The sequence below is a fragment of the Acidithrix sp. C25 genome, from assembly GCF_904848545.2.
On the sequence record NZ_CAJHCI020000002.1, the window covers coordinates 42,001 to 61,355 of the forward strand.

At 46.9% G+C, this 19,355-nt stretch carries 16 protein-coding genes; 4 read left to right on the plus strand and 12 right to left on the minus strand.

What is annotated here, in order from left to right:
* Positions 1 to 287 precede the first annotated feature (287 nt).
* Complete coding sequence (locus tag ACIDITHRIX25_RS93505) at positions 288 to 1,085, plus strand: helix-turn-helix domain-containing protein (protein ID WP_052606374.1); 798 nt, start codon at positions 288 to 290, stop codon at positions 1,083 to 1,085.
* A 291-nt stretch (positions 1,086 to 1,376) separates the two neighbouring features.
* On the opposite strand, the gene ppdK is transcribed toward ACIDITHRIX25_RS93505, so the two are convergent.
* The 9 genes from ppdK to ACIDITHRIX25_RS93550 all read right to left on the minus strand — a co-directional run bounded on the left by ppdK (position 1,377) and on the right by ACIDITHRIX25_RS93550 (position 12,041).
* Entirely contained in the window at positions 1,377 to 4,010 is a 2,634-nt protein-coding gene (gene ppdK / locus ACIDITHRIX25_RS93510) for a pyruvate, phosphate dikinase (RefSeq protein WP_052606373.1), read from the minus strand.
* Between the two features lie 403 nt (positions 4,011 to 4,413).
* Positions 4,414 to 5,727, minus strand: coding sequence for a glycine--tRNA ligase (locus ACIDITHRIX25_RS93515; RefSeq protein WP_152626083.1), 1,314 nt, complete (start codon positions 5,725 to 5,727; stop codon positions 4,414 to 4,416).
* 38 nt (positions 5,728 to 5,765) lie between these two features.
* Positions 5,766 to 6,482, minus strand: a complete 717-nt coding sequence (gene recO, locus ACIDITHRIX25_RS93520; protein ID WP_052606372.1) for a DNA repair protein RecO — start codon at positions 6,480 to 6,482, stop codon at positions 5,766 to 5,768.
* Between the two features lie 161 nt (positions 6,483 to 6,643).
* A complete protein-coding gene (gene uppS / locus ACIDITHRIX25_RS93525) occupies positions 6,644 to 7,396 on the minus strand; it encodes a polyprenyl diphosphate synthase (RefSeq protein WP_249685715.1) in 753 nt (250 codons plus the stop codon).
* Positions 7,393 to 7,872 (minus strand): heme-binding beta-barrel domain-containing protein, encoded by a 480-nt coding sequence (locus tag ACIDITHRIX25_RS93530; protein ID WP_201732999.1) that lies wholly within the window; start codon positions 7,870 to 7,872, stop codon positions 7,393 to 7,395. The genes uppS and ACIDITHRIX25_RS93530 overlap by 4 nt, the downstream gene beginning before the upstream one ends.
* A gap of 270 nt (positions 7,873 to 8,142) precedes the next feature.
* Positions 8,143 to 8,994 (minus strand): GTPase Era, encoded by an 852-nt coding sequence (gene era / locus ACIDITHRIX25_RS93535; RefSeq protein ID WP_201733000.1) that lies wholly within the window; start codon positions 8,992 to 8,994, stop codon positions 8,143 to 8,145.
* A 2-nt stretch (positions 8,995 to 8,996) separates the two neighbouring features.
* Positions 8,997 to 10,298: a hemolysin family protein gene (locus ACIDITHRIX25_RS93540; protein WP_052606369.1), complete on the minus strand. Its 1,302-nt coding sequence runs from the start codon at positions 10,296 to 10,298 to the stop codon at positions 8,997 to 8,999.
* A 107-nt stretch (positions 10,299 to 10,405) separates the two neighbouring features.
* Positions 10,406 to 10,885, minus strand: coding sequence for an rRNA maturation RNase YbeY (gene ybeY / locus ACIDITHRIX25_RS93545; protein ID WP_052606368.1), 480 nt, complete (start codon positions 10,883 to 10,885; stop codon positions 10,406 to 10,408).
* 199 nt (positions 10,886 to 11,084) lie between these two features.
* A complete protein-coding gene (locus ACIDITHRIX25_RS93550) occupies positions 11,085 to 12,041 on the minus strand; it encodes a PhoH family protein (RefSeq protein ID WP_052606367.1) in 957 nt (318 codons plus the stop codon).
* A 408-nt stretch (positions 12,042 to 12,449) separates the two neighbouring features.
* On the opposite strand from ACIDITHRIX25_RS93550, the gene ACIDITHRIX25_RS93555 reads away from it, so the two are divergent.
* A complete protein-coding gene (locus ACIDITHRIX25_RS93555) occupies positions 12,450 to 13,031 on the plus strand; it encodes a hypothetical protein (RefSeq protein ID WP_052606366.1) in 582 nt (193 codons plus the stop codon).
* 322 nt (positions 13,032 to 13,353) lie between these two features.
* Here the strand turns inward: ACIDITHRIX25_RS93555 and ACIDITHRIX25_RS93560 are convergent, their stop codons facing one another.
* The gene (locus ACIDITHRIX25_RS93560) at positions 13,354 to 13,587 is read right to left on the minus strand and encodes a helix-turn-helix domain-containing protein (RefSeq protein WP_052606365.1); all 234 of its coding nucleotides are present in this window, start codon (positions 13,585 to 13,587) and stop codon (positions 13,354 to 13,356) included.
* 306 nt (positions 13,588 to 13,893) lie between these two features.
* Here ACIDITHRIX25_RS93560 and ACIDITHRIX25_RS93565 point away from each other — a divergent pair, with 306 nt between their 5' ends.
* Entirely contained in the window at positions 13,894 to 14,619 is a 726-nt protein-coding gene (locus tag ACIDITHRIX25_RS93565; RefSeq protein WP_052606364.1) for a CpaB family protein, read from the plus strand.
* Between the two features lie 50 nt (positions 14,620 to 14,669).
* Positions 14,670 to 16,253 carry a CpaE/TadZ family protein gene (locus ACIDITHRIX25_RS93570; RefSeq protein ID WP_052606363.1) on the plus strand — a complete coding sequence of 528 codons (1,584 nt, stop codon included), beginning with the start codon at positions 14,670 to 14,672 and terminating at the stop codon, positions 16,251 to 16,253.
* Between the two features lie 29 nt (positions 16,254 to 16,282).
* On the opposite strand, the gene ACIDITHRIX25_RS93575 is transcribed toward ACIDITHRIX25_RS93570, so the two are convergent.
* Positions 16,283 to 17,197 carry an MBL fold metallo-hydrolase gene (locus ACIDITHRIX25_RS93575; protein ID WP_052606362.1) on the minus strand — a complete coding sequence of 305 codons (915 nt, stop codon included), beginning with the start codon at positions 17,195 to 17,197 and terminating at the stop codon, positions 16,283 to 16,285.
* Positions 17,198 to 17,513: 316 nt separating this feature from the next.
* A complete protein-coding gene (locus ACIDITHRIX25_RS93580) occupies positions 17,514 to 19,256 on the minus strand; it encodes an MFS transporter (protein ID WP_052606361.1) in 1,743 nt (580 codons plus the stop codon).
* Between the last annotated feature and the right edge of the window lie 99 nt (positions 19,257 to 19,355).

Genomic DNA, 19,355 nt, shown 5'->3' on the forward strand with positions numbered 1-19,355 from the left:
TTCAGAAATTTCACTTTGCGTCACAACTAACGCTGTAATCTGGCTATTTTTATAGTTATAATTTTGTAAAATTAACTCCATAGTTTGAAACAGCAGCAAAAGTTAACCTACCTAGATCGAACTTTACTGCCGACGACTAGGACAATAAGGGCGATCATTGATGAGGACCCAGTACAAAAAATGGATCTTTATTTTGATGTATTCATCCTGAAGATCAAAAGTCGTATGGCTGCAAATGAACTTTGAGGTCATGGCGAAAACTCATTTGAAAAGTAGAATTGAATGTGATGACGCAATACGTTGAATTGGCGGATGCAGCAGAGATATTAGGTGTGCATTACCAGACGGCTTACCGTTGGATTCGAGAAGGCGTCCTCAAGGCGGAGAAGGTAGGGACTCGCTATCGAGTTCACAAAAGCGACCTAGCGGCATTCAGAGACGCTCGATATTCTCCAATCCCACCGCCCGAGGTTACAAAAGTTCGAGATTGGGAAGTCCTATCTCAACACTTCTACACCAACCTGATCACAGGTAGCGCTTCAAATGCCAAAGATCAGTTTGAGAGACTGTTGGTTGGAGGGCTCGATATCGTAGAGGCAATCGAAAAGATGATGGCTCCTGCTCTATATGAAATTGGCCAAGAATGGACTACGGGCTGCCTTTCAGTCGCCGTAGAGCACAGGGCAAGTAGGATTTGCTGCCATATTCTAGAGACCGCATCATATCAACGACGAGGACGACCGCACGGTAAAGTAGTAGTAACCACACCCGTGGGAGACGAACATGAATTACCCTCTATGATGGCGACCGCCTCTCTCCGTTTTCACCACTGGCTCGTTCAACACCTTGGTTCACAGGTACCAATGCAAGATTTAGTCGATTTTGCCAAAACCGACAAGCCGGACTTTGTTGTACTGTCTGTAACAAATCCAAAAGCAAGACCATCGGCCCTAATTACAAAAGAACTCCTCGAGGAAAACGGCTTCCGGACGATAGTAGGAGGGATGGGATCAAGCGTATCGGAACTCATCCAAACTATTCAAAGCGCACATGGCGAAGTCGATATTGACTCCATCGCACAGTAACAGATCCACTGGCACAAATTGAACCCTCAAATTACAAGATAGCTATTCGTTCAACGCTCAAAAGGATGTCCGAGCGATTCCAATTTACGCCTCAAATCTCATGATATACGCGAAATGACGTTTAAGAATAGATGAGAGGTCTCCTAAAAATACTCCAAAGATCCCGCCTTGGGATCTTTGGAGGTGATATAAAAGACATTAATTTGGGCTTTATGCTCTAGAGTCAATCCCACAAACACTCAAGCGGGATTACTATCACCAAATCATTGAATCGATTCCGCGAAAATAATACTATTTATCGCTCACGCCATGGCGAAGGACGGCTTGTGCGGCTGCCAAACGTGCAATTGGCACCCTAAATGGTGAACATGAGACGTAATCCACGCCAGCATCTACGAGGATATCGATTGATGCGGGATCACCACCGTGTTCTCCGCATATCCCCACCTTTAGAGACGGACGGCCCTGCCTTCCTTTGGCGATACCAATTCTCACTAATTCCCCAACTCCATCACCGTCTAGACTTTTGAAGGGGTTGGACGGAAGCAAGCCCTGATCTATGTAAGTCGCCATCATTTTGCCTTCGACGTCATCACGAGAAAAGCCAAAAGTCATCTGCGTTAGGTCGTTCGTACCAAAAGAGAAAAACTCAGCGACCTGTGCTATTTCGTTGGCACAAATGGCTGCTCTTGGAGTCTCAATCATAGTCCCAATAGAAATAGCCACATCTCCAAAGTCACCTTCGGAAGAGATTGCATCTTCAACCCACGAACGAGCTAGCTCAAGCTCTGCCCTAGCGACTGTCAGAGGGATCATTATCTCGACATTGGGGTGAAATCCATTGTCGGCCAAATCTCGAGCCGCCTCAATCAAAGCTCTAACCTGCATGCTATAGAGTCCCGGCTTCATAACCCCTAGGCGAACGCCTCTCGTGCCCAGCATTGGATTGACCTCTCTCCAAGCGCGAGCTGCCTTGTAGAGCCGCCCTTCTTCTTCGGTTAGACCAATCGAAGCCTCTTTGATCGCCAAAAACTCTGTGTCAGGCAAAAACTCATGAAGGGGAGGATCGAGAAGGCGAACCGTAACTGGCAAAGTATCCATGGCGAGCAGGATCTCCCGAAAATCGATCCTTTGCGCAATCCGAAGCTCCTCGAGTGCATCTGCCTCATCCGCTTCGGTCTCGGCCAAAATCATCCTTCGGACGATCGGAAGCCTATCCTCAGCTAAAAACATATGCTCAGTACGACATAGGCCAATACCTTCAGCTCCAAATTTACGAGCGTTAGCGGCATCTTGAGCGGTATCGGCATTAGTTCTAACCGCAACCTTACCCTTACGAATATCATCCGCCCAACCAAGAATCATCTCAAATTCAAAAGAAGGCTCAGAGACTGATACCTCTACGGCTCCGAGAATCACCTCGCCGGTCGTTCCATTTAGTGATATCTCGTCACCTTCAACCACACTAAAGCCGTTTGCTACGAAGGAGCGACCGATAATGTGAATCGAATCCACACCAACAATGGCTGGCTTGCCCCACCCTCTAGCCACTACGGCAGCGTGAGAGACAAGTCCTCCCCGAGATGTGACTATACCCTCTGCGGCCAGCATGCCACTCACATCCTCAGGCGAGGTCTCCTTGCGGACCAAAATTGCCCGTTCACCCCTTTGAGTAGCTGCTATAACATCTTCACTACTAAAGTAGGCCTTTCCAACGGCGGCTCCTGGAGATGCCCCTAGCCCTCTGGCGATAACCTCGACCTCAGTTGTCGTAAATTGCGGATGCAATACCTGGTCTAAATGTTCCGAGGTAATACGAAGGACTGCCTCCTCGCGAGATAGGCCGATATCGGGTTCATTGGTCATATCGACAGCCATCTTCAGGGCGGCTAAGCCAGTTCTCTTTCCCACGCGAGTCTGAAGCATCCATAATTTGCCCTGCTCGATCGTAAACTCTGTATCACACATATCTCGATAGTGACGTTCTAGCCGACCAAAGATCTCGCGCAGCTCCTTATCTATAACCGGGAAACGCTGTGCAATGGCCGAAAGAGGCTCCGTGTTTCTTACACCAGCAACGACATCTTCACCCTGTGCATTGACTAAGAAATCACCATACGCGAGGGCCTCACCGGTCGATGGATTACGCGTGAAGCCAACACCAGTCCCTGAGTTATCGTCACGATTTCCAAATACCATCGTCTGGACGTTCACCGCAGTACCCAAGTCGTCGGGAATTCCCTCCCGTTGTCGATAGGCGATCGCACGCTCGCCGTTCCATGAACGAAATACCGCCTCAATTGCCCCCCGCAATTGCTCTTTGGGATCCTGAGGGAAGGCAGCTCCTACATATCGAAGTACGATTTCTTTATATGAGTTCACCAAGTAGGATAACAAAACTGTTGGTACCTGCGAATCCGAACGCGCACTCGCCAAATCCTTTGCCGCATCGAAAAGATCATCAAAGACCTCGCCTTTGACACCCAAGACGATTCGACCATACATCTGAATAAACCGTCGATAGGAGTCGTAGGCAAAGCGTTCGTCTTGTGTTTGATCGTGCAGACCACCGACACTTATATCGTTAAGCCCTAGGTTCAAGACTGTATCCATCATCCCAGGCATTGAAAACTTTGCTCCAGAACGCACCGAGACCAGTAGTGGATTTGTTGGATCTCCGATTCGCTTTTTCATCTTGTCCTCGAGACGACCAAGCGCTGCATCTATCTCAAGGTCAAATTGTGGGATCCATCCAGAGTGCATATATTCACGACAAGCCTGTGTCGATATCGTAAAGCCTGGGGGCACTGGAAGCTTGAGTACCGAAGTCATCTCGGCGAGATTGGCGCCCTTGCCACCCAAAAGATCTCGCATATCCCTAGGCGCTTTAGCATGGTGAAAATCAAAGTCAAAAACAAAATTCATAGCAACTCTATGCTAACTAACTTTGTCAAATAGATAGTAAAAAATCATCACCCATAAGGGTGATTTTTCAATGTATACAATTTGACTACTATATATATCCATACTGCTTTAAAATATGCGATGACACAACTTCTACCTTGGCTGAAAGTGCGAATTGATTTTCATAAAAAGCGTTTCAATCAGCCAATTTACCACCCTAATGAGGAATCTCCGGAGATCAAAGATCACCGGAGATTACAAAATCCATATAAAGCTTCAGTTGTGCGATTCATTGTGGTCAACGATTTATGGTCAACGATTTATGGTCAACGATAAATATCATCTCGTAAGCTCCAAAATAAGGTATTACGAAGCTAAAGCGCCATCAAAATAAAAGACGCCAAAACGATACGCATTCAAAGAATCATCTCTCAAAAGCGCTAAATAACTTATCGATCTCACTCGGCAAATCCGACACCTTGGCTCTAATTTGGCTAGTCGAATCACGATCTCTCAATGTAACTGTATCATCCTCGAGTGAATCAAAATCGACAGTTAGACAGACTGGTGTTCCAACTTCGTCCTGGCGTCGATATCGTTTTCCTATTGATTGAGTGTCGTCATAGTCGCAGAGAAATCTATCCGAAAGAGCTGAGAAGATCGACCCCGCCTTCTCCATCAAGGGCGCCTTTCTCATCAACGGCAGGATTGCAACCTGAATAGGAGCAATTTTAGGGTGAAGACCAAGTACCACGCGGACTTCGCCTTCGACTTCATCTTCTCGGTATGAAGCAATCAAAAAGGCCATCATAGCCCGGGTCGCACCAGCAGCAGGTTCGATGACATAGGGAGTATAACGACTGTTTGTTACCTGGTCGAAATATTCCAGTTTCTCCCCCGAAGCGCTTTGGTGTGATTTGAGGTCAAAGTCGGTACGGTTGGCGATGCCCTCTAGCTCACCCCATCCCCAAGGAAAATCAAACTCAATATCTACGGTTCCAGCGCTGTAGTGAGACAGTTCCTCTTTTTCGTGATGGCGTAGGCGTAACATTTCGCTCGGTATGCCATTTTCTTGATACCATGCAAAGCGCTCTTGATACCAATATTCAAACCAGGTTTGAGCCTCGTTAGGCGGAACGAAAAACTCCATCTCCATCTGTTCAAATTCACGAGTTCGAAAGACAAAATTCCCAGGCGTTATCTCATTGCGAAAGCTCTTCCCCACCTGAGCTATACCAAAAGGAGGCCGCTTTCGAGAGGTTGTGAGAACATTCGCAAAGTTTATGAACATCCCTTGGGCCGTCTCAGGGCGCAGGTATGCGACCGATCCATCTGACTCGACCGGACCCGCATGAGTCTTGAACATCATATTGAATTCGCGTGATGGGGTCAAGTCGCTAGATCCACAGTTGGGACAGACGCCATCTATATGATCGGCGCGCCATCTCTCCTTACATTTACGACAATCCACCAAAGGATCGGTAAAATTCGCAAGGTGACCCGAAGCCTCCCAAATCTTTGGCGTGGACAAGATAGAGGCGTCAAGGCCAACCACATCTCGTCTGCGCTCCACCATGGCATGCCACCATTGGTTCTTGACATTACGCAACATCGCGACCCCGAGGGGGCCATAGTCGTAGGTGGAACGAAATCCACCATATATCTCCGCTGACGGGTATATAAACCCGCGTCTCTTGCAGAGGCTTACAATCTTTTCCATTAATTCAGCATTAGCCATGATCCAATTGATCCTAATGCCAAAACAATAGAACTCTTCTAATAAGAACCGAGATGAAGGGCCTTAACCTTATGCGATATCAAATTCTCCACTTGGGAAATCGCCAACTCTTCAACTTCTAATCGCACTGGCGAATCACCAAGGGCAAGGGCGCGGGCTACTTCACCTTGGCTGATATAGGAGATCACCTCTATGGCACCCTTTGAAATCCGCTTAGCGCTACCGTGGCTAGAACACACCAGTCCCGACCCAGAGTTAGAGAAAAATTCGAGCCCTTCTGGCTCTCCGCATTCAACACAACACGAGAGCTCAGGAGAGACACCCTCTACCTGTAGAAGCCGCCATAAAAATCCACTCAGCAAATATGGCGAATCACGCCGCTCCAGAGTATCAAGGGCGCGCACGAGAAGTTTGAAGATCTCAATATCACCCGTTGAATCTCCGATCAACTCCTCAATGACTTCTACTATTGCAAGCCCTTTACGCAAAAGCTCGAGGTCGGATTTTATCCTAGGAAAGAGTTCAATTGACTCAACTTGGCTGACGATATGCAGTTCAGAACTACCCTCCCAACACTGAATCTTCAGGTAGCTGATCGGTTCAAGTCGAGCGCCAAACTTGGTCTTTGTCTTTCTAACGCCTTTGGCAACAGCCCTGATTTTGCCGTGCTCCACACCGTATAAGGAGATGATCTTATCGGCCTCGCCAAGTTTCCAATTGCGCAAGACAACTGCTTGGTCGTTATAAAGGGGCATCTATTTTGTCTTGCGCTTACTATTTGGTCCGATATTAAATAGGAGGGAAAAGACTATCACGACCACCAACACGATCCAAGCCGGTCTAAACCCACCAATAGCGGCAAAGAGTAAAAAAGCAAAAATTCCAAAGATTCCAAGGGCTGCTATGGTCTTCATCTCTATCCAATCTTGCCGAAGCGCCTATTTCGCCCCTGATATTCGTAGATCGCCTTATATAGATCTTCTCTACGAAAATCTGGCCACAGAACATCGGTGAAGACCAGCTCTGAATAAGCAATCTCCCAGAGAAGAAAGTTTGAAATCCTATATTCTCCCGACGTTCTAATCACAAGGTCCAATTCAGGTGCATCTGGGTTATATAGGTGTTTAGAGATAGCCTTCTCGGTGATGTCTGAACTTTTAGCTCCACTATCCAGCAACGATCGAACGGCGTCAATAATCTCTGCCCTTCCTCCGTAATTAAAAGCAATAGTGAGAACTAACTTGACGTTATCCCTGGTTTGATCTGCGCTCTCATCCATCTGGCGAAGAACCTTCTTGGGCACACGCCAATCTCGTCTGCCTGCAAAGTTTATACGAACACCATTTTCATCAAGTTCGTCCTTACGCCGCATCAACAAGGATTCGTTGAAGTTCATCAGATATCGAACCTCGTCAGCGGGTCGCCTCCAATTCTCGGTAGAAAATGCATAAACGGTTAACCAGCTCACACCGACTTCGAGACATCCATATACGGTATCCATCAACGCAGACTCGCCAGCAGAATGGCCATCGGTTCGTGGTAAACCTCGCCGCTGGGCCCATCGACCATTGCCATCCATTACACAACCCACGTGCCGTGGAATTCTGCCTTTATCCAGCCAAGAGAGCGTCACATCTGAATCCGAATCACAATTAGGATCGAAGGTCAATTGACACTCACCTTTCGGGTAAGAACCCCAGATAGATGATGAGAGAGAAAGACGTCATTCGTCGCCATCGAGATCCAATAGGCCAGGCCCAGCGAGTCGAAGGTAAATTTCCTCTCAATTCGTCGCACCGCCTTAGCACTTGGTGATGACATCGGAACGCAACCACTTGAGATCTCAACGCTTCCATCGCCTAAAATAGCGACGGACCCAACCGAAACTTCGGTCAATCCCGTCGGCTGAACGACTAGAAATTCAACGGATTGATCTGCTCCCAATCGAAGGTACCCCATCTCTTGATGCATTGGAGTATCGTCTCCAATCGATGTAGTCTCTTGGGAGTATTTGATAAATCCCTTTTTAGATAGCGAAAAGATCGTTATTTCATTGTATTCAAAATCAGCGATCGTTGGATACGTTCCACTTCCACGACCTACAAATCGCCCGCAGACAGCCTCGATAACCGCTCCGTTTTCCATTCGAGCTCCTAAACAATCCAACGGGATGATCCAAATAGATCGCGACTGTTGATTCTAAATCAAAAACAGCTTTAAACTTTTTGAAAATTCAGATACCCACTCAAGGAGAGAGTCTAAAACACATCCGCGATTTCAATCCAAACAACGACCGCGATCTCTCTGGAAATATAACACTAAAAGATGAAAGTTGGCCAAGGAGCGTATCTCATTGAAAAATAGATTTTTATTGATTGGACTCCATAAGTTTTCTTTGCAATCCAATTAGAAGTGCTAAAGGCCAAACTCATCAAGATAGCGATTTTGAGATTGCCAATCCTTGGCAACCTTCACCACAAGCTCCAGGTACATCTTTGGAGCCAAGCTCTTTCTGACCAGAATGCCCACCTCTTTCAAGTTGGAACCCCTGTGTCCGACCACAATACCCTTTTGAGAGTCCCTCTCTACAAATATCTCACAGCGAATATAGGACTCCTCAACCTCGGTCACCATTGTGGCGAGCGAGTGTGGCAGTTCCTCTCGCAATATCTCCAGCAAAGCCTCTCGAACAAGTTCTGCAATCCACTCTGTCTCAGTCGTATCTGAGACCACACCTGGTGGATAGTATGGTGGTCCGCTTGGCATCTTGGCAACTATCGCCTCACGAAGTTCGTCTACACCCTCTAAGGTCTTGGCGGAAATGGGAAAATATTCTTCCATGTTGTAGGAGCTCAACCTTAAAAGGCGATCCATAATTGCACTCTTGGAAGCCCGATCCACCTTATTCAAGACGATAAAGCTACCCGGAGGGGCACTTGCCAAAACTCTCTCGTCGCCAGGACCCATCGAAGCCGACGCATCCACCACCACAACTGCCAAATCCACATCGCTCATAGCATCTGTTGCTGTGTTATTCAATCGAGCACCAAGACGAGATCTCGGCTTATGGATTCCCGGCGTATCGACTAAGACGACTTGATAGCCGTCCCCACTTATAATTCCACGAATCGCTGTTCGAGTCGTGTTCGGCTTGGTCGAAACGATAGAGATCTTCTTGCCGACAAGAGAATTGATCAAGGTGGACTTACCCACATTGGGTCGACCGATTATCGCTACAAAACCAGATCTGTAATCATCAAAAGTCATATTCAAATCCCCGAATCGCCAGATGGGCCATCACGGATCTCAAGACGAATGGTGACAACACGATTTCTTATTACATTTTCTGCGATCAAGGCGTACTTTCCACTGGTAGCTTCCTCTCCAACCTTCGGGAGGTGTTCGAGAAGCTGCAAAAAGAGGCCGCCTACCGTATCCCAATCACCTGTAGGAAGAGAAAGAGAGTACTCTTCATTCAATTCATCAACACTTTTAGTAGCCTTCACTCGATAACAACCAGGACGAATTTCAACAACTTCATCCTCTTCGAGATCGAATTCATCAACAATATCTCCGACGAGTTCTTCAATCAGATCTTCCATTGCCACTAGACCCGCGGTACCGCCATATTCATCGACCACCAAAACTAGGTGATACTTACCGGCTTGCATCTCGCGTAAAAGTGCAAGGACTGGTTTGGTCTCTGGGACAAATCGAGCGCCTCGTGTTATTGTAGCCACCAAAGCCAAACGCTGTCCGCTCCTACTAGCGCGAACCAGATCTTTAATCATAACTATTCCAGTGATATTGTCTAAGTTGTGATCGTAAATTGGAAGTCTCGAGACTCCTTTTTCTAACGCCAGCGACAATACGAAGTCAATAGTGGAAGTTTGATCAGCCGCCACTATATCTACGCGAGGCACCATAATTTCACGTGCAACGGTATCGCCAAATTCAATAACCGACGCAATAATTTCTCGCTCTTGATCCTCGATTGCCTCATCTTCGGCAGCCGCATCTGCCATAGCAAGCAACTCCTGCTCTGAGACATTTCCCATTGTAGAATATGGCTGCCCCTTCAAAAGTGCATTCGTAATACCAGAGACGACCATCGAAGCCCCTCTAACAAGTGGAAACCGCACCAACAAAGAGACGATAGGGGCGGAAAACAGTGCGGCACGTTCTCCATGGTGAACAGCGTAATTTTTTGGGATAGCCTCTGCGACAATAAAAATTACAATAACTTCAAAGACTATGGCTACGCTCACACCTAGGGCACCAAAAAGACGAGCGGCTATAACTCCGACCAGCGTGGCAGCTACAAGTTGAAAAACCAATCCGGTCAACAAAATCGCATTCAAAAATTTGCCGGGCTCTTCAATCAACTTTGAAAGATCCTTGGCTCCACGTCGATTCTGCTCCGCGAGAACGGAGGCTTTAACCTTTGTTATGCGAGTCAACGAGGTCTCAGCCAGAGCAACAAAGCCGGACGCAGCTATAAGAACGACTACAGCAAAAACGGTGAGCGTATCGCTCGCTCGCCATGCAACAGCCGCAATAATGATATTCATCGTCTATACCGTTCGGTCCGATACGTCTCCACCGACGCCCAAACTGAGGCGCAAAGGATGACTTCCGCCCCTTTTATCTAGGTCTTCAACTAGGTCTATCGATCTGCTCAATGTTTCAACTTCTTGGAATAATAAAAGTCATTAAGTAGGTCACGTTCACGAGCTTCCATGACCTCTGCCTCTTCTTCTATCTCATGATCCATTCCAGAAAGATGCAATACGCCATGTACCACTAAAAGAGCCAATTCATCTTCAAGACTACCATCATGAAGATCATCTTGGTGTTCTTGAGAATTTTCACGTGCCACATCGCAACAGATATATATCTCACCTAGAATACGAGGAATCTCAGCCGATATCTCCACTTCAAAACTTACTGGAAACGAAAGAACATCAGTGGGACCCTGTTTTCCCATATACTCCATATTCAACTTGGCGATCTCTTGTGGACTTACAAATGATAGGTAACACTCGGCATTTCCGCTAACACCGCTTGCGAGCAAGACCTCTCTTGTCAGCTCTCCCCAAACAGTAGGGTCCAGCGACGAATCTTGCTGCGCATCGACCGAATATACAATAATCGTCACTCTAACTAACCCTATGTATCGAAAGGCTTCCACTAAACTTTGCAGGAGCCACGATAACAACATTTCGTCAAGAGCAAATTAGAAATGCTCAGCACAAATAGCTCGGAAGGCAACCACAAACCTATCCAGACAGCCTACTCTTTGGATAAAACGTCCATGTAGGCCAAGAGGTGTAAGGTCTCTTAAAAGAATTATAATTCTACCTTAGATTCGGTGGAGGAGTAGCCTTTTCATAGGCAGCTACGATATCAGAAACTATCTTATGCCGAACCACATCTTGGCGACCTAAATGTACGAACGCAATTCCTTCGATCCCGCTCAATAAGCTCTCCAGGCCGAGTAGCCCAGAACGTCCTCCCGCAATATCAACCTGAGTAACATCACCAGTGATTACCGCCTTGGAGCCAAAACCGATTCGAGTTAGGAACATCTTCATCTGCTCTGGCGTGGTGTTTTGAGCTTCATCTAGGATTATAAAACTGGAATTTAGAGTTCTACCTCGCATGAAGGCAAGCGGAGCGATCTCTATTGTTGAACGCTCAATAAGCCTCAGAACGGTTTCTGTGTCCAACATATCATAGAGTGCATCATAGAGAGGGCGGAGGTAGGGATCCACCTTTGCCATGAGGTCACCCGGCAGAAATCCAAGGCGTTCCCCCGCCTCAACCGCAGGTCGAGTTAGGATAATTCGATTGACCGACTTCTCTTGCAAAGCTTGAACGGCCTGCGCCACGGCCAAATAACTTTTGCCAGTTCCAGCTGGTCCAACACCAAAAGTTATGGTATTTGCCGCTATAGCATCTGAGTATCTCTTTTGGCCAGCAGTCTTGGGCTTTACGTATTTTCCTCGCGAAGACTTTACTATCTTGGTCGTCAACACCTCAGATGGATTGACATCGGCGCTTATCATATCGATTGTACGCAACACGGCATTCTCATCAAGAACCTCTCCGGCTTCCAAAAGAACCACCCATTCGCGAAATAGCTTGGATAATAAACCTGCATCCGGGCCATCGATCGTAATTTGATTCCCTCTGACGTGCACCAGAGAGTTCGGAAATGCCGCTTCCAACATCCTAAGGAACTTATCGCCCTGTCCCAATAGCCCCGCCATTAGATTATTGCTCGGGACGAAGACCACCACTGCGTCGGTCATTGACAAAGGTGAGACTCCACGCTAACAAATTTCAAGAAAAGATCGCCTTCCTAAATGATCTACACCTACTTATGCTATCACGAGGAAGGACCATCTTCACACTATGGTCACAAGTCAGAGTTGGCTGGGATGATAGACCAGGTAACTTCACTAACAATGTAATTCCAAAAATAAGCGGCCAACGGCCCCCTCTCGGATCCGAGATTAAGTTATTATATTGTGGTTAACTTGAAAGCAAAGTCTTGGTTCGTTACGAGAACGAGACGAGTTGTTAAACCAAGAAGCCTGCCTAGGCTTCATCGCCAACTAATTGCGACCAAAATCGCCTCCAAATCTCACATCGCAAAACTTGCGATAAACCCCCTGCATCCCGTATGAATTTCTTGGAGAGAAAGTAGATCGATTCAGTTGGAAGATTTTCTAGACAACCCCACGTCGGCCCTGGATCGATGGGCAATGAATGAAGTCCTAGCAGAGCGGAACCTCTATGGCGCACAAAAGACACCGTTTTCGGAGGTCGCTAGAGCTCCTCTTGACACGAAAAAAGCTTTAGAAAACTTATCCCGTAGTCAAACTGAGATATACATTCAGTCCATTTCGGGCATACGGATTACCGGAATAGTCGCCAAAGTTCTCAGCGACGCCGTGATAATTGAGAAAGATGTTTCTACTGGCCAAAGGGATGTAGTGCTCATAACCTTCGGTGCGATCTCAGAGGTAACCTTCAAGGAGCGTTTTGATCTCGCGCTAAAAAAAAGTAAGAGTCCTGATGTTCAGGCCCAATTTTCAATCCTCGCCTATTTGGATAGGCATCTTCCTCTTGGTTCAAAGCTCGAAATTACGCTACTGCATAACAACCATAAAGCTCTATACAACTTCGCCGGAGTCGGCGAGGATCTGATCTTTCTAGAAAAACTAAATGAAATCGCCATATTTAGGACGATCTTCCCATTGGCAGCACTTGGAACGATCTCAATAAGAAGGCCATAGTCAAAATGAGGCTATGTCTGCTTGGAGAAGATTGCTGGGACAAATTGGAGTTTACCCAGCACTTTGAACTCAATTTTAAGCGAACAGATCTTTCGAAAAGAAAATAGCCAAAGATAAATATTTCCCTAATAGACAGCAATACTTGTTGCTCGAATCAGAGTGAGAGTTTGATTGGCGCTTCGACTACCACAAAATTGGCAAAATAAACTTAGCGATCACATTGACCATAAGAAAATTTTCTAGGGAGCTAAGGCTGTGACTTGGGCGATATTACCGAGACTCTTCGTTACCGAGACTCTTGACTACTGACTACTGAGACTAACTACTGAGACTCCTCGAGGATGGAATGTAGCGTACCCCTGCCAATTCTTTGGCCCTCCAAGAACTCCACAACGTCCTTGTATTTAAGTCGAATGACACGACCCATAAAGTAGGCGGTGAGCGACCCCGAATCAATAAATCTATACAAAGTTTGAAGACTGACCCCTAAATACTCAGAGGCCTCCTTTGAGGACATCCAGTCGATAGCCTCATAAGCTTTTCGGTGAACTGCCATTATAATTACCTCCTCGTAAGTGGTGATCTAGTTACCAACTCGTTATTGGAGAATTCGGTTCCACTTTGATCTACGCAAGTTTTGTGGGTGGCGCTAAGCAATTCGTAACAAATCGGGCGGAAACATCAATTTCTCTGCTCTTACAATTTATCATGTTATTTTGAAAGATATCAAACAACTATGCTAATTTTATGATATCGTAAATATTGACGTCAATATAACGATTTTGCTTCATTTTTCAAATTGCCTACTAGGCCTCATTGAGACGTACGCTCAAATCGAGCGCTTACTCAAGGAAAAACCCCTTTGAAAACACTTCCGAAGCGAAATATAAGACTCGGTCTGAGCTCCAGCCCAAACAAGGCCAGTTGGAAACCTCGCAATATCTATCGAAATGTTGGCATTCTTCTCTCGATCCTAGGCGTCGGCCTCGCGCTGAAAGCCATTACCTCCACCTCAACAGCTGGTACCACCGTTGGATATATCACAATTGCTAATCGCCAAATCCTACCTGGCCAGATCGTATCAGCTGGTGACCTTTCTGTTGCTCGGGTGACATCAGCAAATACTGTTGGTGCGCCGACACCAACCCTTGCCGAAGCCGGAATTATTGGCCGACGGACTCTTTATTCTATAGAATCGGGCCAAACAGTGTCACCGGGCGAAGTAGTCGCCTCCAAGTCGGGGAATCAAAAGAGGCTAATCTCATTTGCCATCCCCATATCGAGAGCATTAAATGGCGAAATCGTTACTGGCGATCGCATAGACATCTATGGCACCGCTGGGCAAGGCACCTCTGCGGTGACGACCGTGTTGGGGCGAAACCTCGTGGTAGAAGCGCTTTCAGCCATTCAAACAGGCGTATCTGCCCCAACCAACGCACCTATTACCATCACCGTTGCTGTCCCAGATTCAATGACGGCATTAGCAATTGCAAATGGAACCGCATCTCAGACAGTTTCAATTGATCTCGCGAACCAAGTCAATCCTCCAAATGACCCAGGAACCTATGCGGTCAACTTCGCAGGATAAGACTTTAGCAATCAAAAGAACAAAGACGCTTATACCCCAAAGAAGGAATAATGGAAGACGGACATTCACCATCCATAACGTCCCCTAACAACCGACCAACAGTAATCGCTATCTTAAGTGGAACCCACGCTTGGCTAAGAGAGTTAAGTCGATGGTGTAATGGATCGGTCGTAGACGTTGACCTTGCGGTAGCAATGTCAACGCAGGAGGTCATAGAGTACCTTCAAGCCAAAGCCTTGGTCGTGGCAATCCTGGTCGATTCAAATGCCAGCGAACAATTGATCTCAATCTACGAAATTGCCAAGGCACACAATATCAAGGCAATCAAGATCGGAACGACCCCAAATCCCCAAAAAGTGATCGAAGGATCTAGTAACTACCTTTGCTACCCCTTTAGTGTCGAGGAGTTCAATGGCGCGATAGAACCTATCTCTAAAAAAAACTCGCCAAAAACAGAAGCGCCAAAAACTCCAGAACCACCCGAGACCCCAGATAGCGATCCTTTTATTGACTTGAGCGATCTTCACCTAGGATTTGACGAGCAGAGCTTCTTAGAGGGGCTGGAGAGTCAAACAATCAACCAGGAACAATTCAATCCGATCTTACATGAATCCAACTTCAATCCAACAGAAATAGATAGCTTTGACTACGAAGGAGAGCTATACAACTTCGCAAATACCACAAATCCAATAGAGCAAAAGCCACAACCCCAATCAAGAACGTTTGCGGTCCTTGGCGTAGGCGGGTCTGGGGCATCTACGACTTCAATGGCGATCGCTCAAGCGTTAGCCCAAATGGATTCGACGCTCTTGATCGATATGAAAGCCGATGGTGACATCGGAATGTACCACGACGTCGATCGCGCCCACCCTGGCCTCGGCGAACTAATGGTTGGCGCGCGAAAGTCTGAGCTCACTGCTACCTATCTGCGAAACTTTTATATCCAGTGTCTAGAACGGCGCTATGTAATGATCGTTGGAACCAAGCGGCAAGAAGATACCTTGGCAGCACGAGAGAACGACCTAAGGAGTTTGATCGATAAAGTTACAGAGGAGTTCAACTACGTGGTGTTTGACATCGACAATAAGATTCGTGCTCCTCGGATCGTCGACGCCGTAGATCCAGATCCAACGGTCCTTGGAAGTGAAGTGGCGCTCGCCTTAGCTGACCGTGTAATAATCACACTTAGCGAAGACCTGCGAGGAATTCATGGAGCCCTCCGGTTACTCCATCGAGTCTTATCGCTTGGGACGCCCATTGCTTGCATTGCCTTAGTAGTCTGCAAATCCAATCGAACCATTCGACGCTCCTCGAATCCTCAGCATTCTCAATTGGAACGACTCTGCAACCAGGTTTGCAGTGAATTCATCCTCCACAACGAACCTAATACCTCAAAATCAAGACGAAACCTTAAAGTCAGCCCCGATAATGCTGCACTAAAGATCTTTACCTGCGGATTTGAGCGCAATTTAGAGTCAATTCATGAATCGATTAGACCACTTCCCAAAGGGTTATATCAACCCCTGATGTCATGGCTTGCACGTGAAGATACTCCCAAACAAACAAAGTCCGAACCTAAGGTCAATTTGCGGCGAATAATGCCTGGAGAGCTCGCCAGTGATGGAATCAATTGAACCGTCAAAATAAGAAGTCGCCCGACAAATCACCCCTTCAAAAAGAGAGTCATATCAAAATCAGATGCCTCATTGCGTATGTAGCCCCCTGAGCCAACAGCTCTCAAATGGCCACCTTCTAAGAGTGCGACAACCGAGGCCCGGGTGGAAAGTTCGGCTGCAAAAAAAAGTGATTCCGGGACCGAATCACCATATATTCCTCTGACAACATCCTTGACATCTTTTGGATTTTCGTCAAAAGAAAATAGAACTTGCTTCAACCTCAACATGCGATGACTCAGGTAATACCCTACGACCTCTTTGGATATCTCAGAGGTTAGGTCTGGTCCATGACCAGGTAAAAGATGACGTCGATCCAAGTCGTAAACCTTGATCAATGATCCGATGTAGCTTTCGAGGTCACCATCTGGAGCGGCCACCACCGAGGTACCCCTGCCAAGAATGTGATCACCGGTTAGGAGCTCTCCATCAGGTAGAAGAAAACAAAGATGGTCCCCGGTGTGGCCCGGAGTGCCAAGTGCTATCACCTTGGACGAATCAAGTTCGATGGAGTCATTATCTGAAAGGTGTATCATCTCCAAATCATCTAGGTGGCCATTCCCATAGACAGGTACTTCAAATTCTAAGCCGAAAGCCTTGGTTGCTTCAGAGTGATCAAAGTGACCATGGGTCAAAAGAATGCCACGTGGATCAAGCCCCTTTTTCTCGATTACTCCCTTTACCTCCAAGAGGTGCTCCAGCGTCGAAGGGCCTGGGTCTACGATAAATGTGGACAATTTGTCGCCCACCAAAAGATAGGTATTGGTTCCATCTAGAGTCATTGGCGATGCATTTGGTGCGACAATTCGTATCGCATTCGGTCCAATTTCGGTCACCGTTTCCATAGAGCCAAAAGGCACCTGTGCAACCCTAGGATCCACAACAGGCAGATCTTCGAAGTTCATATTTCACCATCTCCACAGTAAAACGATCGCACGAGATACTCCAATCTAGAATCCAAGAAGGACAGATCCCATAGTAACGATGAAAGTTCGTCTAAAGTCCTCTAGCAACTAGATTTTTCGCTATTGTGAGAATCAATATCGATGATTCTCCTCAGAGCTAAATGCCCAGGGTCCTCACCATCGGCTCATGTGATCATGAAGACAAATGCACCACAAAGCAAAAAAACAAAGCCATTTCTCATTGACCACGCTCCTTTTAGATCGTTGTGTAGTCAATGAGAAATGGGTAAGTTCTCGTCTTTTTTGAAGAGGATCTTTATTGAACAGGCTTTGGCTCATCATTCAAATCATTATGTGCATCCTCATGAACGAAGGTCGAACCTCGCATCCACGACGCAATGGCACTGAATAAACATAGTGCAAGAGCAAAGCTAAAGGCGATAGTAATTCCATGCTTAAAGGAGTTGGATATCAAGGTCGGAAAGTAACTCTTAGCAGTTAGCGTTGCAACGGTGTGAGCAGGCAGACTTGACAGCGAGGAGCCGAGAAGCGTCTTTATAGGATTGAATCCTAAAAATGCGCCAAACAATGAGGCGACTGCGGGCAGGTGCGCGATGTATGCCGCCTTATGAATACCGACTCCCGAACTTCTCAACCCCGAATATAGCTGACCAGGCAGGGTCGAGGATATTCCGGCAATCATAAGGGAGAAGAATATACCGATTGAAAGCACCTGCCCCGTGTTGGTCAAAGTAGCCAACATCCCAGAGGCAGTCCCTCTAGCGTTAGCTGGCACACTATTCATTACCGCCGAGCTATTGGGGGCCGCAAAGAGGCCAAATCCGATCCCATTTAAGACCAGAATTGGCGCGAAGACCCAGTAAGTGAAGTTGGTCGGAAGAAGAATCAGAAGGAAAAAAGAGATCGCGGCCACCAACATTCCCAGCGTCGCAAATAACCTCGCGCCAAAGCGATCTGAAAGGAAGCCTGAAACCGGCCCGGCTACCAAAAACCCTACAGTAAGAGGCAACATGTAGATACCGGCCCACAGAGGGGTGCGGGCAAAGCTATAGCCGTGCAGCGGCAACCAGATCCCTTGCAACCACAGGATCAGCATAAATTGAAGGCCACCTCGTCCAATAGCTGCCATCAGGTTCGCGGCGTTTCCAGCCGCGAAAGCTCTAATCTTAAAGAGCGAGATCTGAAGCATGGGATTTTCAACCTTGGTCTCGGTGTAGAAAAATAGACCGAGCAAGATGAATCCAGCTGCAAACTCTGCCAGAATCGTCGGAGTTGCCCATGACATTGTGTGGCCAGGGGCAGGCTGAATTCCGTATGTGATCGCGATGAGGATCAAAATGAGGCCACCTGCAAAGAGGCCTGAACCTAGATAGTCAATCTTGATCTGTCTACGCGGTGCCGAAGACTTCAACTTATAATATGCCCAAACGGTTCCAAAAATACCAAATGGGACCGAGACACCAAAGACGAGCCTCCAATTGACATCCGCCAAAAGACCGCCCACAATCAGACCAAGGAAAGCTCCAGAGAGACCGGCAACTTGATTAATTCCAAGTGCCGTACCCCGGCGCGATGGCGGGAAAGCATCCGCCAAGATTGCATTTGAATTCGCAAAGAGAAGTGCGCCACCAATTCCTTGGACGACTCGCATAATTATAAGGTAAAGGGCCGCACTGGATCCGCTACCTGGAGTCACCACTAAGGCAATAGATCCCAGGGTAAAGATTAGAAAGCCCAAAGTATAAAGGCGTACTCGTCCGAGAATATCACCCAATCGACCTAGCGAAACCACCAGAACAGCAGAGGCGACCGAGAATCCAAGAAGCATCCAAAGAAGATAACTTACGTTACTAGGCGCCAAGGGGTTGAGCTTGATTCCTCTAAAGATTGCAGGAAGTGCAATTATTACGATGGACGAATTTAAAAAAGCCATAAAGACGCCCAAAGTTGTGTTGGAGAGAACCATCCATTGGTAACGCCGTTCTTGCTTAGATTGACCGTCACCACCTGGTTCAGGTGCTTTATCAACAATCTTCATAATGCTCCTAATTATATGTTTTTATCTTATTTTAGTTGCATGTTACATGCAACTAAACAAACTCTTGATCTATCACTAAAATTTTTTGAGTTATTTCGA